Origin of the sequence: Collinsella vaginalis, assembly GCF_900176655.1 — a bacterium.
Classification (GTDB): Bacteria; Actinomycetota; Coriobacteriia; order Coriobacteriales; family Coriobacteriaceae; genus Collinsella; species Collinsella vaginalis.
The window spans coordinates 556,196-578,146 of the sequence record NZ_LT838843.1 but is presented as its reverse complement, the minus strand read 5'-3'; the positions used below and the strand labels follow the sequence as shown (position 1 = coordinate 578,146).

Below are 21,951 nucleotides of genomic sequence, written 5' to 3'. Positions count from 1 at the left end.
CACGCGGGGCGCGCGAGGCCGCGGGCGCCTCCGGGCTCTCGGTCTGCTGCTCCGCGGCGGCGCGGGCGGCCAGGTCATCGCGTTTGAACAGGTAGTAGCCGTAGTCGCCGTCGTAAACGGTCACGCGGCCGTCGCGGATGTCCACGACGCGGTTCGCCACGGCGCGCACGAGGTGCTCGTCGTGGCTGATCAGCACGATCGTGCCGGGGAAGCCCGTGAGGGCCTGCTCGAGCATGTCGACGGAGTCGATGTCCAGGTGGTTCGTGGGCTCGTCGAGGCAGAGCAGGGCCTCGGGCGCCACGAGCATCTTCGCGAGCGCGAGCCTGGCCCGCTCCCCGCCTGAGAGCACGCGGACCCGCTTGTCGACGTCGTCCCCGGAGAAGAGGAAGGCACCGAGAAGGCTCCGCTCCTGGGAGGTGGTCCAGGAGGGGGCGACGGAGTCGATCTCCTGCAAGACCGTGTTCCCCTCGACCATGCCCTCGAGTTGGTGCTGCGCGTAGTAGGCGACGCCGACGTTCAAGCCGAGCTCGCGCGTGCCCGAACTCGGGAGCTCGCGGCCGAGGAGGAGCTTCAGGAGGGTCGACTTGCCCGCGCCGTTGGGACCGACGAGCGCCACGCGGTCGCCGCGGTAGAGCGTGAGGTTGACGCCCTCGTAGACGGTCTTGTCCTCAAACGACTTGGAGACGTCCGTGAGGCGGGCCACCATGTCGCCGGAGCGCGGGGGGTCGGGGAACTTGAAGTCGACGTGCTTGTGCCCTTCGGGCAGGATCACGAGCTCGCTCTTGATCTGCTCGATCCGGCGGATCCGCTCCTGGGCCTGGGCGGCCTTGGTGGGCTTGTAGCGGAACTTGTCGACGAAGACCTGCATGTGGGCGATCTCGCGCTCCTGGGCCGCGCGCTTGGCCCGCATCTGCTCGAGGTTGTCGGCGCGCTGCTTCAGGTAGCTCGAGTAGTTGCCGGTGTAGACCGTCAGACGCCGGTTCTCGAGGGCGGCCACATGGTCGACGCTCGCATCCATGAAGGCCCGGTCGTGGGAGACGATGAGCACCGCGCCGTCGTAGCCGGCGATGAAGCCGCGGAGCCACTGGACGCTCTCGAGGTCGAGGTGGTTCGTGGGCTCGTCGAGCAGGAGGAGGTCGGGATGGCGCAGGAAGAGCTTGGCCAGCGCGATGCGCATCTGCCAGCCGCCTGAGAACTCCGAGCAGGGCTTGGTGAACTCGGAGACGGGGAAGCCCAGGCCAGAGAGGATCTGGCGGGCGTTGCTCTCGAGCTCGTAGCCGCCGAGGTGCTCGAAGCGGTCCTGGACCCGGCCGTACTCCGCGAGCAGGGCGTCGAGGTCGCCCTCAGATGGGTTGGTGGACTCGCCCGCCTCGGCGATCTTGCCCTCAAGCTCGCGGGCCCGCTCCCCCATCTCCTGGATCTCCGTCGCAGCCGCCATGACCTCGTCGATGACCGAGGTGTCGCCGGCGAGCTTGGTCTCCTGCTCGAGGTAGCCGACGTTCACGTCCTTAGCATATTGGATCGTGCCCGCATCCGGCGCCTCGAGCCCCATGATGATCTTCAGCATGGTGGTCTTGCCGGCGCCGTTGGGCCCGACGAGCGCGTACCGCTCGCCCTTGTTGATCTGCATGGAGGCGCCGAGGAGCAGCTGACGGCTGCCGAAGCTCTTCTCGATCTTGTCAGCGAGGAGGATCATGCACCTCACCCTTCGTGTCCACATACGAAAAAGGGACCCGGTGACCGAGTCCCTGTTCTCTTGCTGGTGGGCGTTACAAGATTTGAACTTGTGACCCCATCCGTGTGAAGGATGTGCTCTACCCCTGAGCCAAACGCCCGTATGCCGTATCGGCGAAGAAGATAGTAGCACAGCCGTTCGGGGCGGGCAACGGGAAATCTCGGAGATCCGATCGACGCGGCCGTCGAGTGAGCGCACACATGTTGACCCGCCTACCCACAAAGATGTGAGAACCTACTTTCGACGGCGCTTCCAGGCAGATTGCCCTTGAGGACGCTTTGAGTTGACGTTTTACTCCCAAGCTATGCATGCGGGTACGTACTACGACACTCGACACACTACCCGCGTACGACCGCGATGCAACGAAGCTCACCCAAAAAAAGACAGGGCCCGGAACGGGACCCTGTCTGCGGTCTCCTGGTGGGCCCAGCAGGATTCGAACCTGCAACCCAGGGATTATGAGTCCCCTGCGCTAACCGTTGCGCCATGAGCCCGTATACGAAAACAGCCCTCGAAAGATTCGAGGGCTGCGAGTTCACTTGGGTGGAGACGAGGGGGATCGAACCCCTGACCTCTTGACTGCCAGTCAAGCGCTCTCCCAGCTGAGCTACGCCCCCAAGCGGTGCAGGAAGTAATATACGGGATCGATCAAGGCGATGCAAGCACTTTTTTGAAAACTTCTCCGATCCCCGTGGGCGCGCACGGGCCCGCCTGCTCAGCGCCGTGCCCTCCCCTCGTCGAACTGCTTGAGGTAGCTCGAGAGGCGACGGAGCCCCTCGCGGAGCGTCTCCTCGCTGGCGCAGTAGCCGAGGCGTGCCCCCCGCGGCAGGTCGAACCGGCCGCCGGGAACGAGCAGCACCCCCTCATCGCGCAGGAGCCCCAGGCAGAACTCCTCATCATCCATGGGGATGTCGAGGCGGATGTAGCTCACCGACACGCCCTTCGGCGGCTGCCAGCTGACCCGGGGCTCCCCGGCCATCCACTCCTCGACGATCGCACGGTTCCTGCGGATGATGGACACGTTGCGCTCGATGATCTGCTCGCGGTGGCGCAGCACGTAGGTCGCGAGCGCATCGTTCATGACACCACCGCTGATCAGGGTGTAGTCGCGCAGGACCCGCATGCGGTCGGCGAGGTCCCGGGGCGAGACGGTCCAACCGATGCGCGCCGCCGGCACGCTATAGTCCTTGCTGATGCTGTTCGTCGCCACGCCGCGCTCGTAGAGGTCGACGATGCTTTGGCAGCGCTCCGGATCCTCGAGCGGGAAGAACACCTCGTCGCAGAGGATCCACGTCCCATGCCGGCGAGCGATCGCCACGATCTCCTCCATGAGCTCGGTGGGGATCACGGTGCCGAGCGGGTTGCTCGCGTTGTTCAGGCAGATGAGCTTCGTATCGGGGCGGATGAGGCGCTCGAGCTCGTCGAGGCACGGCTGCCAGCCGTCCTCCTCGTGTATGACCCAGTGATCGACCTCGGCGCCGAGGGCGGCCGGCAGGTCGTAGAGGGGCTGGTAGGTCGGGTACTCGGCGATCACATGGTCGCCCGGGGACACGAGGGCCATGATCGCGCAGAGGTTGGCCCCAGTGCCGCCGTTCATCTGGAGGACGTTGTCCGGCTCGACATGGCGGTAGAGGCCCGCGACCTCCTTCTTGAACTCCGGCGAGCCCTCGATCCAGCCGTAGTTCAGCTTGGAGCGTCCGATCTCCGCGAAGAGCTCCTCGCCCGCTTGCGGGTCGAGCGCTATGAGTTCATCGGTCGTCAGGCTCGCGATGGTGCTCTGTGCGATATCCCAGACCGCATCGCGCTCGTAGTCGTTCAGGAACGCCTCGACCCCGATGGTCTTGATCTCCATGAGATGCCTCCGTTCACGTACGTGCTGATGAAGCGTCATGCGGACGATGCGGGCCCGATGCCCGCATCGCCCGCGTGCGAGAAACCTGTCCGGGCAACCCCTGTCGTTAGAACACGGGGATGACGCCCATGGCGGTGAGCGGAATCGAGATCACGCCGAGCACGGTGACCAACGCCATCGCGACCACCTCGCCGCGTGAGAGGCCCCGCTCGCCGCCCTCGCGGCGGCCCTGGAGGTAGAAGAGGAACCCGGGCACGTAGCCGAGGCAGGCCAGAAGCAAGAAGCCCCACCCGGTGAACAGGACGCCGACGACCTGGAAGACGAGGGCGATCAGGCCGAAGGCGACCTGCACCGGCTCGTGCTTCTCAAGCGAGACCTTCACCTGGTAGGCGGCGGCGAAGGCCCAGGTGATGACAATGGTCACCGTGCACATGCTGATCGCGAAGGTGTACGCATCGGCCGCGGTGAAGGCAATGATCATGAAGACCTGGGTGCAGGCGCCCACGATCAGGAGGGCCATCTGCGGGGCGCCGCGCCCGTTGATCTTGTTCCACGATGCCGGCAGCAGGTGGTCGTCGGACATGCCCGAGGAGGTCTCGGCGGGCAGCATCGTGAAGGAGAGCCAGGATCCGAGCACCGAGACGATGATGGCGATCGAGATGAAGGCGCCGCCCCAGCCGGGGGCCATCTGCTCGAACACGGTGATCGTGGCGGGCTTAGGGGCGGCGACGAGATGCTCGTAGGGCATGACGCCGTAGGGCAGCACCGAGGCACCGATGTAGAGCACGAGCAAGACCACGAGGCCGATGATGGTCGCACGGCCGACGTCCACCTTGCGCTCGGCGCGGCGGGACATGACCGTGGCGCCCTCGATGCCGATGAAGACCCACATCATGATCAGGATGCAGTTCGTGACCTGGGTGCCGATGTCGCCCAGGCCCTCCCCGTTCGCGCTCAGGAGGACCGCGTTGCGCGAGAGGGTGCCCCAGAAGTCATCGGCGAAGGTCGCGACGTTGAACGACACGACGGCGAAGGCGATGAAGAGCAGGATGGCCGCGATCTTCACGACCATGACGACCGCGTTCATGGCGGCCGCGCTCTCGACGCCATTGATCACGAGGAAGGTAAGGAGCCAGAGCACCGCCGAAACGCTCACGATCGCGAGCAGGTTGGGGTCACCAGACTCGGTGGCGAACACCTCGGGCATGAGGCTGCCAAGCACCTGAGCGACCATCGTGGCGAAGCCGACGTTGCCAAGCCAGGCGGAGAGCCAGTATCCCCAACCCGAGACGAAGCCGGAGAACGGTCCGAAACCCTCGGTGGCGTACTGGTAGATGCCCTCGATCTCAGGGCGCTTGGCGCCGAGGTTCGCGAGCGAGAGCGCCAGGAAGAGGAAACCGGCGCCGCAGATCAGCCATGCCACAAGGGCCGGTCCAGGGGCGGCGACGTTGGCGAGCTGGCCGGTGAGCGCGAAGACGCCCGATCCGATACACGAGCTGACGACCAGGCCGATGAGGCCGAACAGGCCGACGCCCTTCACCTTCTGTCCCATGAGGTGCCTCCTTGTTACGGAAGTTGCATATCACGGACAGTGTATCGTATATCGTGTCCGACGCATACAGCGCGAGACCTTTGCGCCGTCCAATCGCGACACGGTACAACACAGGTCTCAAACAGGTGGTTTATAAAGACCCCCTAGGAGGCGGCGAGTGCCTCCCAGGGGTTCGGCGGTCGTGCTTTAGCTGACAGCTGTGTATAACCGCTCTCGTGACGGGCCGTCTGGCCCCCTATGCCCGGGCAGCCTCGACCAGCGCCACGACCCGCGCCACGACCTCGCCAACCGCCACGTCCTCGCGCTCGCCCGTGGCGCGGTCCTTGAGCTCGACCACCCCGCGCTCAAGGCCGCGGCGGCCGAGGACGATCTGATATGGGAAGCCCATGAGGTCGTTGTCGGCGAACTTCACACCCGGACGCTCGTCGCGGTCATCCATCACGGTCTCGATACCGGCGCTGACGAGCTCGTCGAACAGGCGCTCCGCCGTGCTCGCGCACGGCTCCTTCTTGGGATCGAGCGGGATCAGGGAGACCTCGTAGGGGGCGATCGAGACGGGCCAGATGATGCCGTGCTCGTCGTTGTGCTGCTCGACCGCGGCCGTCAGCGTGCGCGAGACGCCCACACCGTAGCAGCCCATGAGCAGCGGCTTCTCATGGCCGTCCTCATCCATGAAGCTGGCGTCCATGGCCTCGGAGTACTTGGTGCCGAGCTGGAAGACCTGGGAGACCTCGATGCCGCGTGCGCCCTTGAGCACCCCGTCGCAATGCGGGCAGGGGTCGCCGGCGACCACGGTCACGAGATCTGCCCAGGCGTCGACCGCGAAGTCGCGGCCAGGGCGCGCGCCCGTGTAGTGGTAGTCGACCTCGTTGGCGCCGCAGGCCCACGAAGCGCTCTCGCGCAGGCTCTCGTCGCAGACGAGGCGGATGCCCACCGGCAGGCCCACCGGGCCGATGAACCCCTTGTGGAGCCCGGCGTCCTCGAGCTCCTCGTCGCTCATCAGGTGGTACTCGCCGAAGAGGTGCTCGGCCTTGACCTCGTTCAGCTCGTGGTCGCCGGGGACGATGACGACGGTGGGCGTGCCGTCCGCAGCGATCAGGGCGAGGGATTTGCGGGTCGCGCGCTCGGCGACCCCGAGGAGGGCGGAGATCTTCTCGATCGTGCCCGCGCCGGGCGTGTGCACGCGGGTGAGGGCCCCGTCACCCGGGCCCTCCTCGACGACGACCTTCGTGGAGGCCGCCTCGTCATCGGCGGCGAAGCCGCAGTTCTCACAGTACACGAGGCTCGCCTCGCCCGCCTCGGCGAGCGCCATGAACTCGACGGAGGTGTCCCCGCCGATCTGGCCGGAGTCCGCCACAACCGGCAGCGCCATGATGCCGCAGCGCTCGCAGATGTTCGCGTAGGCCTCCTTCATCGCATCGTAGGTGCGCTGGAGCCCCTCCTGCGTGGCGTCGAAGGAGTAGCCGTCCTTCATGATGAACTCGCGGCTGCGCATGAGGCCGAAGCGCGGGCGGATCTCATCGCGGAACTTCGACTGGATCTGATAGAGGTTGACCGGCAGCTGCTTGTAGCTGCGCAGCTCGTTCTTCACGAGGTCGGTGATGGTCTCCTCGTGCGTGGGGCCGAGCACGAACTCGCGGCCGTGGCGGTCTTCGAAGCGCATGAGCTCGGGACCGTAGGCGTCATGACGGCCCGACTCGCGCCAGAGCTCGGCGTCGACCATGACGGGCAGCATGAGCTCCTGGGCGCCCGCAGCGTCCATCTCGTCTCTGACGATGGCCTCGATCTTCTTGAGGGAGCGCCAGGCGAGCGGCAGGTAGCTGTAGAGCCCTGAGGCCTGCTTGCGGATGAAGCCGGCTCGCAGGAGCAGGCGGTGGCTCGCGAGCTCCGCCTCGGCCGGATCCTCCTTCAACGTGGGCGCGTACAGGCTCGACATGCGCATGCTTGCCGTCCTCATCTTCAGTGCCATAGTCTCCCCTATCGGATGGTTGTCGGTGATGTGCCAGCATCATAGCGCATATCGGACGGGTGCCCGCCGCTGGCGCGTCTCAGAGCCGGTCGATCTCCTCCATGAGGGCGTCGACGATCTCGGCCTCGGGAACCTTGCGGATGATCTCGCCGTGACGGAACAGCAGGGCCTGACCGCGGCCGCAGGCAACGCCGACGTCGGCGTCAGCGGCCTCACCCGGCCCGTTCACCGCGCAGCCCATGACGGCCACGGAGAGTGGCTTGTCCGAGGTGGCGAGCCGACGTTCGACCTCCTCGGCGATGGGGATCATATCGACCTGACAGCGCGCGCAGGTGGGACAGCTCACGAGCTCGGGCCCGCGGCGGCGCACGCCGACGGCGGCGAGGATGCCCCAGGCGACCGGGACCTCCTCGATCGGATCGGCCGTGAGGGACACGCGCAGGGTGTCGCCGATCCCCTCGGCGAGGAGACCCCCTAAGGCGATCGAGCTCTTGATGGTCCCCTGGCGGATGCCCCCCGCCTCGGTGACCCCCAGGTGGAGCGGAATCTGGGGCAGCTCGGCGGAGAGCCGGCGGTAGGTCTCCATCGTGGTCAGGACGCTGTGGGCCTTCGCCGAGAGCACGATGTCCGTGAAGCCACGGCCCTCGACGTGCCCGACGAAGCTCACCGCCGAGGCCGTGAGTTTCTCGGCCTGGGTGAGGTCCTGCCGCTCGACGATGTCCTTCTGGAGCGACCCGGCGTTGACGCCGATGCGGATCGCGCAGCCCGCCTCCCCCGCCGCCTCGACGACGGCGTCCACCTTCTCCCAAGAGCCGATGTTGCCCGGGTTGATCCGGAGCTTCGCCGCACCGGCGCGGGCGGCGCCGATGGCCAGGCGGTAATCGAAATGGATGTCAGCAACGATGGGCACGGGGGATTCGGCGCAGATGCGTTCGAAGGATGCGAGCGCGGCCTTGGTGGGCACCGAGACGCGCACGATGTCGCAGCCGGCCTCGGCGAGGGCCCGCACCTGGGCGAGGGTCGCCTCGGCATCCTCCGTGGGCGTGCAGGTCATCGATTGGACGACGACCGGCGCCCCATGCCCGATCACCACGTCTCCAACGCGCACGGCGCGGGTGCGCTCGCGGGCAGTCAGCTCGCTCATGAAAGCCTCCTTAGTCTGGGGTCTACCGGGCTCAGCCGAGCAGGCGGAGGATATCGGTCCGGAGCATGAACACGAAGAGCAGGCCGAACAGGGCGATGCCGGCGTAGCTCAGGTAGGTCTGGGCCCGCAGGGGGACCTGGCGACGCGTGACGGCCTGGATGATCTCGATGAGGAGCTTGCCGCCGTCGAGCGGCGGGATCGGCAGCAGGTTCATGAAGCCGAGCGAGAACGAGATCAGGGCCATGAAGGTGAGCAGGCTCGCGGGGCCCGAGGCGGCGGCCTGGGCCGACATCACCGAGATCCCGACGACCGAGCTGGAGCTCTCGAGCACCTCCATCGTGTGCTGCGGCTGGATGAGGCGCATGACGCCCTCGGCGGTGCGGGAGATGAGGCTGCCCGTGACCGTGATGGCGTCGATCGGCGAGAGCCGCACCGTCGCGGTCGAGACCTCGATGCCGAGGCACCCCTCGGCGTCGAGGGTCACCGTCGCATCATGGGCGGATCCGTCATGCTCCCAGCTGAGGGACACCTCGTCACCGGCCTGCCGGTCCGAGAGCGCGTTCAGGATGTCCATCCACGTCGCCGTCTCAGCGCCGTCCACCCGCGTGATGGCGTCGCCGGCCGTGAGCCCGGCCTCGGCAGCCGGGGAACCGGCGGTGACGCCACCGATGGTGTTCACATCCTGCGGCGCGCTCTGCCCGAGGACGGAGAGGGCGAAGACCATGATCGCGAAGCCCGTGACGATGTTCACGCCGATGCCGGCGACGAGCATGAGGGCGCGTGCCCAGAAGCCCCGGCCCATGTAGGTGTGGCGGCGCTCTGAAGCGTAGAAGGCGTTCGCATCCATGGGGGGCTCCCACGCCTCGCCCTCGGACGTGGCCCCCGCGCGGTCGAACGCGCGGCCGTCGTAGACCGTGTTGCCGGCGGCGTCGCGGGGCATGGCGGCGTAGGTCGTGGGGTAGTAGCGGCTGTGGGGCCCCTCCCCCGCCTCCTCGTTGTACACCGGAGCGAGGGAGCCCCAGCCAAGCAGGAAGGCGCAAGCCTCGAGAACCTCGTCCTCATCGGCCCCGAGCTCGCCTGCGAGCTCCGCGACCGATGCGGTGCCACGCGTGTGCACGGCCGTGAGCACGGCGGGCGCGAGCGCGGGCTCCTCAGGGTCCATACCCGAGATGGCCGCATACCCGCCGAGCAGCAGCGGCGTCACGCCGAAGCGGGTGCCGATGCGCTTGCTCGTGCGGTGGAAGTTGAGGCGGCAGGGCAGGCCGAGGAAGAACTCGGTGACCCGCACACCGCAGGCCCGCGCGGCGAGGAAGTGCCCGCCCTCGTGGACGAAGACGAGGAGCGAGAGCACGATCACGCCCCAGAAGATGGATGAGGCGGCGGAGAGGAGGGTTTCCATATCGTTCCGTTCTACCGGGAACGCGAGGCGATGGCAGCCGAAGCCCGCCCGCGCGCCCAGCCGTCGATGTCGATGAGCTGCTCCAGGGAGTCAACCGGCGCAACCTGGTGGGCGTCCATCACCGTCTCGACCACCTCGTCGATACCGGTGAAGGTGAGCCTCCCGTCGAGGAAGGCGCCGACGGCCACCTCGTTGGCCGCGTTGAGCACACAGGGCATCGTACCCCGCACGCGGGCCGCCTCCTCGGCGAGGGCGAGGCAGCGGAACGTCTCCATATCGGGTGCGTCGAAGGTGAGGGCCGAGAGCGTGCGGAAATCGACCCGGGGCGCGGGCGTCTCCCAGCGCTCCGGATAGGACAGGGCGTACTGCGCGGGGATCCGCATGTCGGATGCGCCGAGGTGCGCGATCACCGAGCCGTCGGCGTACTCCACCATCGAATGGATCTTCGACTGCCGATGGATGAGCACGCGGATGCGGTCGACGTCCACCTGGAAGAGGTGCATGGCCTCGATGCGCTCCAGACCCTTGTTCATGAGCGTTGCCGAGTCGATCGTGATCTTCGCGCCCATGTTCCATGTGGGGTGCGCGAGGGCATCGCGCACCGTCGCGCTGGCGAGCTCGGCGCGGCCGCGCTCGAAGAAGGGGCCGCCCGAGCAGGTGAGCCAGATGAGATGGGTCTCGCTCGCGCGCTCACCGAGGTAGCACTGGAAGATGGCCGAGTGCTCCGAATCCACCGGGAGGAGCTGCCCTGGGCGCACGAGCGGCATGATGAGGTCCCCGCCGACGACGAGGGACTCCTTGTTCGCCAGCGCGACGGTCTTGCCGGCCTTGATCAGGCGGTAGCAGGCCGTGAGGCCGGCGGCACCAACGACCGCGATGACGACGATGTCGACCTCGGGAGCGAGGCAGGCGTCGATGGCGGCATCCATGCCCGCCGCCACGCCGCAGCCGGCGGGGAGCTCGGACAGCACCGGGTCCCCCGCATGGGCGGGATCGGTGACGCCGACCCGTGCCACCTCGAACTCGCGGGCGTAGGCCGTGAGCTCGGCGGTTCGGCTGTGGGCGGAGAGGAACACCACGTCGAGCCGGTCCGCATGCTGGCGGCAGACGTCCAGGGTCTGCGTGCCGACGGACCCGGTGCAACCGAGAACGGCAACGCGTTTGCGGCCTTCCATCAAAGGACACCTCCCAAGCTGAGAATCAGCAACGCGGTGATGCAGCCGAAGATCAGGGAATCGGACCGATCGAGCATGCCACCGTGACCGGGCAGGAGGTCACCGGAGTCCTTGACGCCGACCCCGCGCTTGATGCGGCTCTCGATGAGGTCGCCGAAGACGCCGAGCACGGAGACGGCGACTCCGCAGAAGATGGCGAAGGGCAGGTCGAGCCGGTAGAACCCGGTCGCCCAGAGGATCAGCCAGATGACGACCGCGCCCGCGATCCCCCCGGCGAATCCCTCCCAGCTCTTCTTCGGGCTGATCTTCGGCACCATCTTGTGCCTGCCGAAGCGGCTCCCCACGAGGTAGGCCACGGAGTCGCTCACCCAGATCGAGGCGCAGACCCCCACGGTGAGCAGGGCGCGCTCGAACCCGGGGGTGCTCCCGCGGAGCAGGACGATGGAGGAGAGCATGAAGCCCGTGTAGACGGGGCCGAAGAGGGTCACCGCGACATCGGCGATGCGCGTCCGCGGCGAGTAGACGTACCAGAGGCCCACGGCGAGCACGAGCAGGAAGAAGGATCCGATCAGGAAGGCCTGCGGACCGAGGGCGGCGAGCGGGAAGAGGACCGACCCCACGATGCCCAAGGGCACGTTGGGAACCTTGCCGTCCAGACGCATCATGCGGTAGAACTCATAGCAGCACAACGCGCTCATGGCCGCCACGAAGATCGCGGTCAGGTGGCGGCCGACAAGCAGGCAGGCAACGAAAAGGCCCGCGTAGGCGAGCCCCCAGACCGCACGCGTGAGGAACCGCCGCAGCGGTCCCGGGATCACGCATCCCGCCTTCGCATCCGATGTCGGCGCTTTCGAATCCACTGCTCGCTCCTTACTGCTTCTCCCCTACCTGGCCGCACGCTACGCGCTGAGCCCGNCCCTTGAAGAACTTCTCCAGGCGGCCGACGGCCATCTTCTCCTGGATCGCCTCGGGCTTGCCGGACTCGGCGGCCTGAGCCATGTAGATGGACTTCTCATGCTCGATGGTCTCGGCGGGGATGTCCTCACGGACGGCGGCCAGGGGGGCCGTCGCGGCGACCTGCATGGCGACGTCGTGGGCGAAGGTCTTGAAGGCCTCGGTCGAAGCCGTCTCGGGCTTCTCGAAGGAGAACTCGACGAGGACGCCGATCTTGCCGCCCATGTGGATGTAGCTGGCGAGCGCACCGGCCTCGGTCTCACGGGAGGCGAAGCGCGTGAGCTTCATGTTCTCACCGATGACGTGGATGAGCTCGGTGAGACCGGCCTCGATGGTCTCACCGTCCATGTCGGTGGCGAGGAGGGCGTCGAGATCGGCGGGCTTGGTGGCGATGACGGTCTCGGCGACCTTGGCGGCGAAGTCGGTGAACTTCGGGTTGGACGCGACGAAGTCGGTCTCGCAGGTGACCTCGACCAGGGCGCCGGTGCGGCCGTCCTCGGTGATGCGGGCGGCGATGGTGCCCTCGTTGGTGGCGCGGCCAGCCTTCTTGGCGGCGGCGGCCAGGCCGTTCTTGCGCATGATGTCGATGGCGAGGTCGATGTCCCCGTCAGCCTCGACGAGGGCCTTCTTCGACTCCATCATGGGGGAGCCGGTCATGTCGCGGAGCTTCTTGACCATAGCGGCGGTGATCTGGGCCATGAGACTTCCTTTCTACGGGTTGCGGTGAACGAGCGGACGTGACGTGCTTACTCGGCCGGGGCAGCCTCGACGGCAGCGGGGGCCTCCTCGGCGGCCGGCTCAGCCGGGGTCGCCGGAGCAGCGGGGGTGGCGGCCATCTCGGCCTCGGAGATCTGCTCCTTGCCGCCGCCGGCGAGGCAGGCGTCGGCGAACAGGTCGCACATGAGGGAGACGGCGGAGATGGCGTCGTCGTTGCAAGGGACGCCGTACTCGACCTCATCGGGGTCGGAGTTGGTGTCGATCAGCGCGACGACGGGGATGTTCAGGCGCTGGGCCTCCTTGATGGCGTTCTCCTCGCGCTTGGTATCGATGACGAAGAGGGCCTGCGGGAGGGCCTTGAGGTCGCGGGCGCCGCCGAGGTTGGTCTGCAGCTTGGCGAGCTCCTTGCCGAGCACGGCCTGCTCCTTCTTGACGCGCAGCGCCATGGAGCCGTCCTCGACCATGGTCTCGAGCTCCTCCATGCGGTTGATGCGGGAGCGGATGGTCACGAAGTTGGTGAGCATGCCGCCGAGCCAGCGCTGGTTGATGTAGGGCATGCCGGCGCGCTCAGCCGCGCTCTTGACGGCCTCCTGGGCCTGCTTCTTGGTGCCGACGAAGAGGACCTTGCCGCCATGCGCCGCGATGCCGCGCAGGAAGGAGTAGGCGCGGTCGGCCTCGACGATGGTCTGCTTGAGGTCGAGGATGTAGATGCCGTTGCGCTCGCCGAAGATGTAGGGCTTCATCTTCGGGTTCCAGCGGCGGGTCTGGTGGCCGAAGTGGCAGCCAGCCTCGAGCAGGGTGCGGATGTTGATCTTGGTAGCCATGGGTAACCTCCTGTGGTTTGCCTCCGCGCGGGGTCGGCCCCGTCCGCCACCCGATCCCCTGCTACCTGGAACCGGGCACCACGGCGTGCGAGTAGCCGCGCGTGTGTGATGTTCGCTGCGCGTCTGCGCAACCTGCGAAATGATAGCAGGAACAGGAGGTTCGCGCCAGCGGCGGACGAGGAGATGTGGGGGCGGTGTGGGCGGGGTTCACGCCCACACCGCCCCTGCGCGGGGAAGACGGAAAACAAGCGCTCCGCGGCGCTGAACCCGTGATCCCATGCGCTGGTGACAGTTGTTGCCTATTCGACGAAGATGGGCGGCTCAGACCGCACCGGCCGGGCCATCCGCTGCTGCATGGCGAGGGTCGATGCTGAACGCGCGGCGCGGCCAGAACGATCCACATTGCTATGCGGGAGAATTCGTTGGAAAGTGGCCCGATGGCAAAGATGAGACCATACGGCGAGCCGGTCGCGTGGTAGAGATTGACCGAGGCGGGCGCGAACAGCAGCAGAGTCCCAATAGCGAATGCAATGCCCATGAAGAAGCCGGCATCGCTGTTTTTGGCAGGCGGACGCGTTATGCGCGACAGCATCAAAACAAGGAGCCCCATGATGAGCACGGCAGGGAAGATCCCGGTGATGAACCCAAAAATCAACCCGATGATCGCGCTTGCAATGCCGAGATATGAGATCACAGCCCCAGCTGACCAGATCAACTTCACGAGCAGTGCGATCATTGTCACGCCTAGGCTGCCGATCATGAGGGTCACGGGGAGCTTGTACCGTGCGGGCTTCTTGACTTGCGAGGTGCAGGCGATCACCGCAAATGAAATGTAGCTGGCTAGCTGCAGCATCGCCGCTGGCAGACTAATAAGGCTAACGATGAGGTAGTACATGTCGTATTGAAATTCGAAACTAGATAGAAGCCCGAGCAACCGGACGAGGATGTCCAGGAACGCGACTGAGACGCTCACGGTGACAGGAGATGTCCAGGCGATAGCTCCGACAAAGACATCGATCTGAATGAATTGAAACAAGAGCGCGACCACAGATGCGGCGATGGCGATGACACCCAAGGTCGGGAGCTCCGCGATGCGGCGCTGCAGTTGCGCGGACGTAAGCGGGGCCCGTGCGGTCTGCGTCTGCTTGGCCGAGTTCGCCGGACCGGATTGCGGAAACGGAGGTGGTGCGATCTGTGCCATGGGAGCCCCTTCCCTACATGTGACTGGTAAAGGCACCCTGTGCCAGCTGCACAGCATCCTGCTGCGCTTTACAGGTCGCTGCTGAGCGCGCGGCACATGCCATGACAACCCATAATGCGATTTGAGAGACAAAGAATGAAAGGGAGATCGTCAGGTACTCCAGGTCCCGCATGAACAAGGTGTACAGAACGATCTCGATCGCAAACAGGCAGACAAGGAGAAATCCGATGTTTTTCTGCTCGGCATGGGGGCGCTTTATGTAGAACAGCATGGCCGATAGACCGAGCAGCATAAGCGCGATGCATATGAGACTGATCGCCATATTTGCAAAGAGATCGATATAGGCGAAATCAAATCCCACCTCCATCAGGACGTAGATGGACCACAAGAGGTAGCCAGCCAGGCAGGCTGCCATATAGATGACCATGAGCAGCGTAAACGTCTGAGACCCCTTTTCCCGTGCTGTGACGGCCGCGACTGTGAATACGATGGGGATCGCCAAGCGCAAGACGTTTTCCGCGATCATCCCAAACTGCGATGCGTGATAGAACGGATTCAACTCATCCCCGATGCGAGGTAGTCAAAGATCCATGTCACCCATCCACTGAATGAATCAGACACGTAGGGCCAAGGCGTTGATATGAACACGTCGGGCGTGAGGCTAATGGAGAGCGGGAACGAAGCCGAGAGGTCGAAGTTGATCTGCACGACCTGCAGCACGATGGCGAGAGCGGACGCGACGATGGTGGCGATGCCCAAGGTTGGAAGCTCTGCGATACGACGCTGCAGCTGCGCCGACGCCAACACGGCCTGCGAGGTCTGAACGCCTTGAACCGAGCCTGCAGATTCAGGCGGCCGAAACGGTGGTGGTGCGATCTGTGCCATGGGAGCTCCCTATCTCACGATGATCAGGGCGCCGTCTTGTATCAGGCGATGGCGTCCTCTGGGGACCGTGGCATCGATTGTCACACCTCAGACTGCGCAAAATGCCCCGATCAACCCTCGAATTGTCCTGACCTGTTGTTCAACAACCCAGCATCGCGGAAACAGCTCGCCGCGCAGCATCGATGGGACGCCCAGGGGCCGTGTGACTCCCGAACGCATATATCCAGAGGGGTCTGGAATAGGTTTGGCGTTCTAACGCAGAGGTGGCGGGGTGATCTTCACGGCCGCAGGCGCTGCAGGCGCAGCGCTCCCAGCCCCATCGACTCCGTCATCCCGCTGCATCGGATCCGAAGGGCCACCCGGTTGAACCCGCAAATTCGACAGCTCGTTCACCTGGACGATGCCGCGGTTCATGAAGAGGAACAGCACCACCCAGATGGCGCCGCACAACAGGATGTACCGTGGGCCGCCGAGCACAGGGATCTCGATCCAGTCGATGATGGGAATGATCTGCGGCAGATCCCAGATGGCATGCAGGACCATGCAGATGCCGATGAACGGCAGGAACCCCTCATTGAACAGATGCCCCCAGTCGAAACCGCGGCCACGGTCCAAGGCGGCGAGGGCGCCTCCCTCGACGGCAGCCCAAGCGACATGCCCACCCACCGAAAGCACGGCCCGCGTCAGTGTGACGTCGATCATGCTCGCCGAGACTCCGAGCACGCCGTACCCCTGCATGTAGCCGTATTCGAAGATGTAGCCGGCGGTCTCGAAGACGGCGAACCCGGCACCGACCGCCGCTCCGATCAACAGACCGGAAAGGATGTAGTTCTGTCCGCGCGACTTACTCAGGAAATAGCCGACCAGCAGCGCCTTGGCTAGCTCCTCGACGATTCCGGTCATGACCGCGCTGACGACCCCGCCCGCCAGGCCCGGAAAGATGTTGTCGGGTGCCACTCTGTTGAGGATGTGCACGGCGACGATGGAGAAGGCACCGCCGATGAAGAAGATCTCGATGACCCTGGCGAAGCTCACGTTGCGGAACGCGTTCGTCTCGAAAAAGAAGATGACCAAGGGGAAGGGGACGAGCAGGGCGCCGATGAACATGATGCTCGGGATGGTGATCGGGTTCCCGAAGAGGAGCAGCATGAGGAAGAGCGCGGCGAAGGAGGCGAGGAGCACAAGGAAGACCCGTGAGTACAGCCACGGATGCGGCCACTCCCGCGAGACCTGTGCGAGGGCCGGCGTCGTCGAGGGTGTGCCGCAGATGAAGAGCTCCTCGGTCTCCCCCCGCTGATGGCGCTTCGGCACCNCTCGGCGTAGGCGACCTGCCACAGCAGGTAATTGGACAGGCGGAACTCGCCCGAGGTGCGCACGACGAGCTCAGGGTCGGGTAGGCCGGCGGTGTAGAGCCGCCCGGCCAGGGCATCCTCGGTGATGGCGGTGGGATCGATCTTTCCAGAGGCCGCGTCGGCGGCGAGACCGCGGGCTGCCCGGACGAGCTCGGCGCGGGCGCCGTAGTTCACAGCGAGGGCGAGCACCATGCCGGTGTGCCCGGCGCACTCCGAAAGACCGTACTCGAAGGTCTCTCGCGTGGCCTTCGGGAGCGCCGAGGTATCGCCGAGAAAGACGACGCGCACGTTCTCCCGGCGCAGCAGCGGCAGCTCGTCCACGAAGGTCTTCGCGAACAGGTGCATGAGGAGGTTGACCTCGCGCTGCGGACGAGACCAGTTCTCCGTGGAGAACGCGTAGGCAGAGAGCACCTCCACCCCTAAGCGCACCGCCGTGGTGATGATCTCCTGGAGCGAGGTGATGCCCGCCTTGTGGCCCTCACCGCGCGAGAGGCCACGGGCGGTGGCCCAGCGGCCGTTGCCGTCCATGATGCAGGAGATGTGACGCGGGATGCGGTCGAGATCGACCGCCGAGAGGTCGATGTCCGCGGGAGGATCGGCGAAATGCTCCTGGAGCTTGTCGATATCGGGGACCACCTAGATCTCCATGACCTCGGCTTCTTTGGCCTTCAGGAGCTCGTCGACGCGACGGACGTACTCGTCGGTGTGCTTCTGGACCTTGGCCTGCTCGCGGCGGACGTCGTCCTCTGAGAGGTCCTCGTCGCGCTCGAGCTTGTTGTTGTAGTCGCGGCGAATGTTGCGGATCGAGATCTTGGCCTGCTCGGCGAGCTCGCGGCACTCCTTCACGAGCTCCCGGCGGCGCTCCTCGGTGGGCGCCGGGAAGGGCAGGCGCACGACCATGCCGTCGGAGCTCGGCGTGATGCCGAGATCGCTCGCCGAGATCGCCTTGACGATCGCGTTCACGAGCGCCTTGTCCCAGGGCTCGACGACGAGGAGATGGGCCTCGGGGGCCTTGACGGCGGCGACCTGGGTGACGGGCGTGGGCACGCCGTAGTAGTCGACCGTGATGTCGGCGAGCACGTTGGCGTTCGCGCGCCCGGTGCGCACCTTCGCGAAGTTGTGCTTCAGGGCCTCGAGCGACTTGTCCATGTTCTGTGTGATGCCGTCCATTGTTAGTCCTCCTGGTACACGACGGTGCCGACCGGCTCCCCGGCGAGAGCGCGCTTGATGGTGTCCTCGCCATCGATGTTGATGACGATGATGGGCATGTTGTTGTCCTGGCTGAGTGCCGTCGCCGTGGCGTCCATGACCTGCAGGCCCCTGACCAGGACCTCGCGGTAGCTGATGGACTCGAAGCGCACGGCCTCCTCGTTGTCGACGGGGTCCATATCGTAGATGCCGTCGACCTTGGTGGCCTTGATGAGGCAGTCCGCCCCGATCTCGCAGGCACGCAGTGCCGCGGCCGTGTCGGTGGTGAAGTAGGGGTTGCCCGAGCCGGCCGCGAAGATCACGATGTCGCCCTTCGCAAGGTGGTTCATGGCACGACGGCGGATGTAGGGCTCGCAGACCTCGTTCATCTGGATGGCGCTCATGACGCGGCAGGAGGCCCCCTGCTGCTCGAAGGCGTCCTGCAGGGCGAGGGCGTTCATGATCGTGGCGAGCATGCCCATGTAATCCGCCTGGGCGCGGTCCATGCCCGAGGCTGATCCGGCGAGGCCACGGAAGATGTTGCCGCCGCCCACCACGATGCCGACCTCGATGCCGTCATCGGAGATCGCCTTGATCTGACGGGCGAGCCGCTCGGTGACGTGGGGATCGATGCCGAAGGAGCCCTCCCCCATCAGCGCCTCCCCCGATAGCTTGAGTAGCACGCGCTTGTATCGATAGCCGCTCACATCATCCTCCTTCTCTCAATCCAACCCATTCTATCAGGTAACAGGAAACGCCCCATGAAAAAGCAGGCCGCGGGCGGAAGCCCACAGCCTGCTCTCAAGATGCGAAGAGATGCAGCTTACTCGCCGCGCACGAGGCGGTCGAAGCCGACGATGGCGATCGTGTCGCCCACAGCCTTGGAGGTCTGGGCGGCGTACTCCTTCACGGTGATGCTGGAGTCCTTCACGAACTCCTGCTCGGCGAGGACGGTGCCCTTGAAGAACTTCTCCAGGCGGCCGACGGCCATCTTCTCCTGGATCGCCTCGGGCTTGCCGGACTCGGCGGCCTGAGCCATGTAGATGGACTTCTCATGCTCGATGGTCTCGGCGGGGATGTCCTCACGGACGGCGGCCAGGGGGGCCGTCGCGGCGACCTGCATGGCGACGTCGTGGGCGAAGGTCTTGAAGGCCTCGGTCGAAGCCGTCTCGGGCTTCTCGAAGGAGAACTCGACGAGGACGCCGATCTTGCCGCCCATGTGGATGTAGCTGGCGAGCGCACCGGCCTCGGTCTCACGGGAGGCGAAGCGCGTGAGCTTCATGTTCTCACCGATGACGTGGATGAGCTCGGTGAGACCGGCCTCGATGGTCTCACCGTCCATGTCGGTGGCGAGGAGGGCGTCGAGATCGGCGGGCTTGGTGGCGATGACGGTCTCGGCGACCTTGGCGGCGAAGTCGGTGAACTTCGGGTTGGACGCGACGAAGTCGGTCTCGCAGGTGACCTCGACCAGGGCGCCGGTGCGGCCGTCCTCGGTGATGCGGGCGGCGATGGTGCCCTCGTTGGTGGCGCGGCCAGCCTTCTTGGCGGCGGCGGCCAGGCCGTTCTTGCGCATGATGTCGATGGCGAGGTCGATGTCCCCGTCAGCCTCGACGAGGGCCTTCTTCGACTNGCGCGCCACGCGGCAGAGCCGCACGATGCCGCGACCGGTCAGGTGACGCCGCCGCGCGATGTCGAGCAGGGTGCCACGCCCCTCCTCGTCGAGGTCAAAGGGGGCAACCGCACCCTCGATCCCTGAGGCGGGCGGGCGTGCTGGCGCGTGCGCGCGACGCCACACGGCGAAATTCCGGCCGCGCTCAACAAGGGAGGATAAGTCGGCCGAGCTCAAGCCCTCAGCCCCTTTGACGATGAGGTCCGGGGCGGGGCGGGCGATGTCCAGGATGAGGTCGATGCGGTCCGCGAGCGGTCCTCCGAGCTTCGCCTGGTAGCGCTCGACCGCCGTGGCTGCGCAGGTGCAGGGCACCTCGCGGTCGCCGAGGTACCCGCAGGGACAGGGGTTGCTCGCCGCGAGGAGCTGGAAGCGGGCGCGGAAGGTGTAGCCGCCGTCCACGCGGACGAGGCGGATCCTCCCCTCCTCCATGGGTTGGCGCAAGAGCTGCAGGACGCCCGAGGGGAACTCAGCGAGCTCGTCCAAAAACAGGACGCCTCCGTGAGCGAGGCTGATCTCACCTGGCCGCACGGGCCTCCCACCTCCCACGAGACCGGCGGCGGAGATGCTGTGATGCGGGCTCCGGAACGGCCGCCCGCCGGCGAAGAGGCGCTGGGCGTCCTCGCCGAGCACCGAGTGGATGCAGAGGGCCTCTTGGCGCTCCCGCTCGTCGATGGCGGGGAGGATGCCCGTCATACGGCGCGCGAGCATGGTCTTTCCCGCACCAGGCGGACCCACCATGAGCATGCCGTGGCTTCCCGTGGCTGCGATAGCGAGCGCGCGCTTCGCGAGCTCCTGTCCCACCACGTCAGAAAAATCAGATGTGGCCACCGTCCGATGCTGCGCCGGCGCAGCCGGATACCCGCGCACGGCGTCCGCGATCCCCTGCCTGAGGTCTGAGACATGCCCGAGGCAGCCGAAGGCCACTCCATCGAGCGGCACATGGGCGTCCGAGCGCCCGCCCACGAGTTCGAGCCCCATCTCGCGGGCGAGAAGCGCGTAGGCGACCTCACCGCGCATAGGGAGCACCGAGCCGTCGAGGGCGAGCTCCCCGCAGAACAGACGTCCATCGATGCCGCCGCGGGGGATCTGGTGCGAGATCGCGAGGATTGCGACCATGATGGGCAGGTCAAAACCCGTCCCGGTCTTCCTGAGGTCGCCCGGCGCGAGGTTCACGGTGATGTTCTTACGCGGCAGTTCGAAGCCGCCGGCCCGCAGCGCGGAGCGGATCCGGACCCGGGCGTCCATCACCGCGGCGTCGCCGAGGCCGACGATGCAGATACCGGGAATGCCTCCGGAGAGCGAGACCTCGACGGTAACCGGTATGGCCTCGACCCCGCGGATACAGGCGGCGTGCACCGCGAAGGAGGCCTCGGCGGCGGCGCTCACCGCGACGCATCCCAGTCGAAGGCGCCCGGCACATGGTGGATCTCTATGGCGCCCTCATCGGGCACCGTGACGGCGATCACGTCGAACCGGATCGCGTGCGTGGGAAAGTTGTCCATGAGGTAGGCGGCGGCGATGCGGCGGTAGCGGCGGCGCTTCTCGCCGTCGACCGCCTCCTCAGCATAGGTGCCGTCGTCCAAAGTGGAGCGGCGCCTCGTCTTGACCTCGACGAGCACGACCAGCCCCTCGTCCTCATCTATCGCGACGATATCGGCCTCACCCTCGCTCGAGCGGTAGTTGCGCTCGATGACGATGAGCCCGAGCTCGGCGAGATGGGCCGCGGCCAGATCCTCCCCAAGCTCCCCGAGCTCGCGCCGCGAGAGCTCGGCGACCGGCGCCCGGGTATCGACCGCAGGCGGCGGCACCGGCTCCTCATCGCTGACCATCTCCGAGTAGTACATCTGCGTGTGCCGAACGGCGGCCATGGGGCTCCCCTTTCCTTGGATGGAATGAGAGCATGGACCCGCCTATCTGACAGGAGAGGTGTGTGCCCTATCGATCGACACGCAAAGAACTGGACAGGTTCTGCGCACCCCGCCATCGACACAGGTCAGCAGATGCGCACCAGATACATACGGTGGAGCGCCGCCTCAGAACAACCGCGCGGTCTCCAGGAAATTCCCACAGAACGTGACCCGATGCACGGGCGTGAGCCCGCGTGCGCGAATGGCGGCGATGTGCTCGGGTGAGGCGTAACCCTTGGAGGCCGCGAGGTGGTAGCCGGGGTACTCGGCATCGAGCTCGATCATCAGCTCGTCGCGGGTCACCTTGGCCACGATGCTCGCCGCGGCGATGGCGGCCACCGTGGCGTCCCCGTGGACCACGTCGCGCTCATGCGCGACGGCACCGAGCGGGTTACCGTCCATGAGGACGCAGTCAGGGGCGAGGCCGG

General features: G+C 66.2%; 17 protein-coding genes, 3 tRNA genes and 4 pseudogenes. All 24 read right to left on the bottom strand.

Translation table 11 applies throughout. The features are described 5' to 3' along the window. The coding region (locus CAP13_RS04255) for an ABC-F family ATP-binding cassette domain-containing protein (protein WP_085830380.1) at positions 1-1,696 on the bottom strand (1,696 nt) is incomplete at its 3' end. A gap of 64 nt (positions 1,697-1,760) precedes the next feature. Beyond that, positions 1,761-1,835: transfer RNA gene (locus CAP13_RS04250), tRNA-Val, on the bottom strand. 318 nt (positions 1,836-2,153) lie between these two features. Then, positions 2,154-2,229: transfer RNA gene (locus CAP13_RS04245), tRNA-Ile, on the bottom strand. 50 nt (positions 2,230-2,279) lie between these two features. After that, positions 2,280-2,352: transfer RNA gene (locus tag CAP13_RS04240), tRNA-Ala, on the bottom strand. Between the two features lie 98 nt (positions 2,353-2,450). After that, on the bottom strand, positions 2,451-3,587 hold the full coding sequence (locus CAP13_RS04235; RefSeq protein ID WP_085830379.1) for an aminotransferase: 1,137 nt from the start codon (positions 3,585-3,587) through the stop codon (positions 2,451-2,453). Positions 3,588-3,693: 106 nt separating this feature from the next. Further along, positions 3,694-5,139 (bottom strand): basic amino acid/polyamine antiporter, encoded by a 1,446-nt coding sequence (locus CAP13_RS04230; protein WP_085830378.1) that lies wholly within the window; start codon positions 5,137-5,139, stop codon positions 3,694-3,696. A 235-nt stretch (positions 5,140-5,374) separates the two neighbouring features. Next, positions 5,375-7,081: a proline--tRNA ligase gene (locus tag CAP13_RS04225; RefSeq protein ID WP_085830747.1), complete on the bottom strand. Its 1,707-nt coding sequence runs from the start codon at positions 7,079-7,081 to the stop codon at positions 5,375-5,377. 106 nt (positions 7,082-7,187) lie between these two features. After that, positions 7,188-8,252, bottom strand: a complete 1,065-nt coding sequence (gene ispG, locus CAP13_RS04220; protein ID WP_085830377.1) for a flavodoxin-dependent (E)-4-hydroxy-3-methylbut-2-enyl-diphosphate synthase — start codon at positions 8,250-8,252, stop codon at positions 7,188-7,190. Positions 8,253-8,283: 31 nt separating this feature from the next. Continuing rightward, positions 8,284-9,651 carry a M50 family metallopeptidase gene (locus CAP13_RS04215; protein ID WP_085830376.1) on the bottom strand — a complete coding sequence of 456 codons (1,368 nt, stop codon included), beginning with the start codon at positions 9,649-9,651 and terminating at the stop codon, positions 8,284-8,286. Between the two features lie 11 nt (positions 9,652-9,662). Beyond that, entirely contained in the window at positions 9,663-10,826 is a 1,164-nt protein-coding gene (gene dxr, locus CAP13_RS04210) for a 1-deoxy-D-xylulose-5-phosphate reductoisomerase (protein WP_085830375.1), read from the bottom strand. Further along, entirely contained in the window at positions 10,826-11,686 is an 861-nt protein-coding gene (locus tag CAP13_RS04205; protein WP_085830374.1) for a phosphatidate cytidylyltransferase, read from the bottom strand. Before CAP13_RS04205 ends, dxr begins: the two co-directional genes overlap by 1 nt. A gap of 58 nt (positions 11,687-11,744) precedes the next feature. Beyond that, positions 11,745-12,479 (bottom strand): annotated as a pseudogene (tsf, locus tag CAP13_RS04200) (translation elongation factor Ts); the annotation flags it as partial. A gap of 47 nt (positions 12,480-12,526) precedes the next feature. Beyond that, a complete protein-coding gene (gene rpsB / locus CAP13_RS04195) occupies positions 12,527-13,321 on the bottom strand; it encodes a 30S ribosomal protein S2 (RefSeq protein WP_085830372.1) in 795 nt (264 codons plus the stop codon). Positions 13,322-13,382: 61 nt separating this feature from the next. After that, complete coding sequence (locus CAP13_RS04190) at positions 13,383-14,522, bottom strand: hypothetical protein (RefSeq protein ID WP_085830371.1); 1,140 nt, start codon at positions 14,520-14,522, stop codon at positions 13,383-13,385. A 13-nt stretch (positions 14,523-14,535) separates the two neighbouring features. Continuing rightward, positions 14,536-15,048, bottom strand: coding sequence for a hypothetical protein (locus tag CAP13_RS04185; RefSeq protein ID WP_085830370.1), 513 nt, complete (start codon positions 15,046-15,048; stop codon positions 14,536-14,538). Between the two features lie 29 nt (positions 15,049-15,077). Further along, the gene (locus tag CAP13_RS04180; RefSeq protein WP_085830369.1) at positions 15,078-15,407 is read right to left on the bottom strand and encodes a hypothetical protein; all 330 of its coding nucleotides are present in this window, start codon (positions 15,405-15,407) and stop codon (positions 15,078-15,080) included. A gap of 252 nt (positions 15,408-15,659) precedes the next feature. After that, positions 15,660-16,514, bottom strand: coding sequence for a PrsW family intramembrane metalloprotease (locus CAP13_RS04175; RefSeq protein ID WP_179184926.1), 855 nt, complete (start codon positions 16,512-16,514; stop codon positions 15,660-15,662). Between the two features lie 206 nt (positions 16,515-16,720). Then, positions 16,721-17,383 (bottom strand): annotated as a pseudogene (uppS, locus tag CAP13_RS04170) (polyprenyl diphosphate synthase); the annotation flags it as partial. Positions 17,384-17,395: 12 nt separating this feature from the next. Next, complete coding sequence (gene frr, locus CAP13_RS04165; RefSeq protein ID WP_085830366.1) at positions 17,396-17,929, bottom strand: ribosome recycling factor; 534 nt, start codon at positions 17,927-17,929, stop codon at positions 17,396-17,398. 2 nt (positions 17,930-17,931) lie between these two features. Continuing rightward, positions 17,932-18,654, bottom strand: coding sequence for a UMP kinase (pyrH, locus tag CAP13_RS04160; protein WP_085830365.1), 723 nt, complete (start codon positions 18,652-18,654; stop codon positions 17,932-17,934). 116 nt (positions 18,655-18,770) lie between these two features. Further along, a pseudogene (gene tsf / locus CAP13_RS10405) lies at positions 18,771-19,571 on the bottom strand (translation elongation factor Ts); the annotation flags it as partial. Positions 19,572-19,589: 18 nt separating this feature from the next. Continuing rightward, a pseudogene (locus CAP13_RS10400) lies at positions 19,590-20,972 on the bottom strand (YifB family Mg chelatase-like AAA ATPase); the annotation flags it as partial. A 26-nt stretch (positions 20,973-20,998) separates the two neighbouring features. Continuing rightward, the gene (locus tag CAP13_RS04150; protein ID WP_085830363.1) at positions 20,999-21,484 is read right to left on the bottom strand and encodes a YraN family protein; all 486 of its coding nucleotides are present in this window, start codon (positions 21,482-21,484) and stop codon (positions 20,999-21,001) included. 165 nt (positions 21,485-21,649) lie between these two features. Continuing rightward, positions 21,650-21,951 (bottom strand): ribonuclease H family protein (locus CAP13_RS04145; RefSeq protein WP_483862413.1); only part of this gene is annotated, 302 nt, incomplete at its 5' end.

Coding starts and splice junctions, on each gene's coding strand:
- CAP13_RS04190 (WP_085830371.1), bottom strand. CDS start 14,522: ATGGCACAGATCGCACCACCTCCGTTTCCGCAATCCGGTCCGGCGAAC.
- CAP13_RS04215 (WP_085830376.1), bottom strand. CDS start 9,651: ATGGAAACCCTCCTCTCCGCCGCCTCATCCATCTTCTGGGGCGTGATC.
- frr (WP_085830366.1), bottom strand. CDS start 17,929: ATGGACGGCATCACACAGAACATGGACAAGTCGCTCGAGGCCCTGAAG.
- ispG (WP_085830377.1), bottom strand. CDS start 8,252: ATGAGCGAGCTGACTGCCCGCGAGCGCACCCGCGCCGTGCGCGTTGGA.
- CAP13_RS04225 (WP_085830747.1), bottom strand. CDS start 7,081: ATGCGCATGTCGAGCCTGTACGCGCCCACGTTGAAGGAGGATCCGGCC.
- CAP13_RS04150 (WP_085830363.1), bottom strand. CDS start 21,484: ATGGCCGCCGTTCGGCACACGCAGATGTACTACTCGGAGATGGTCAGC.
- CAP13_RS04235 (WP_085830379.1), bottom strand. CDS start 3,587: ATGGAGATCAAGACCATCGGGGTCGAGGCGTTCCTGAACGACTACGAG.
- CAP13_RS04230 (WP_085830378.1), bottom strand. CDS start 5,139: ATGGGACAGAAGGTGAAGGGCGTCGGCCTGTTCGGCCTCATCGGCCTG.
- CAP13_RS04180 (WP_085830369.1), bottom strand. CDS start 15,407: ATGGCACAGATCGCACCACCACCGTTTCGGCCGCCTGAATCTGCAGGC.
- CAP13_RS04185 (WP_085830370.1), bottom strand. CDS start 15,048: ATGATCGCGGAAAACGTCTTGCGCTTGGCGATCCCCATCGTATTCACA.
- rpsB (WP_085830372.1), bottom strand. CDS start 13,321: ATGGCTACCAAGATCAACATCCGCACCCTGCTCGAGGCTGGCTGCCAC.
- dxr (WP_085830375.1), bottom strand. CDS start 10,826: ATGGAAGGCCGCAAACGCGTTGCCGTTCTCGGTTGCACCGGGTCCGTC.
- CAP13_RS04175 (WP_179184926.1), bottom strand. CDS start 16,514: ATGTTCATCGGCGCCCTGCTCGTCCCCTTCCCCTTGGTCATCTTCTTT.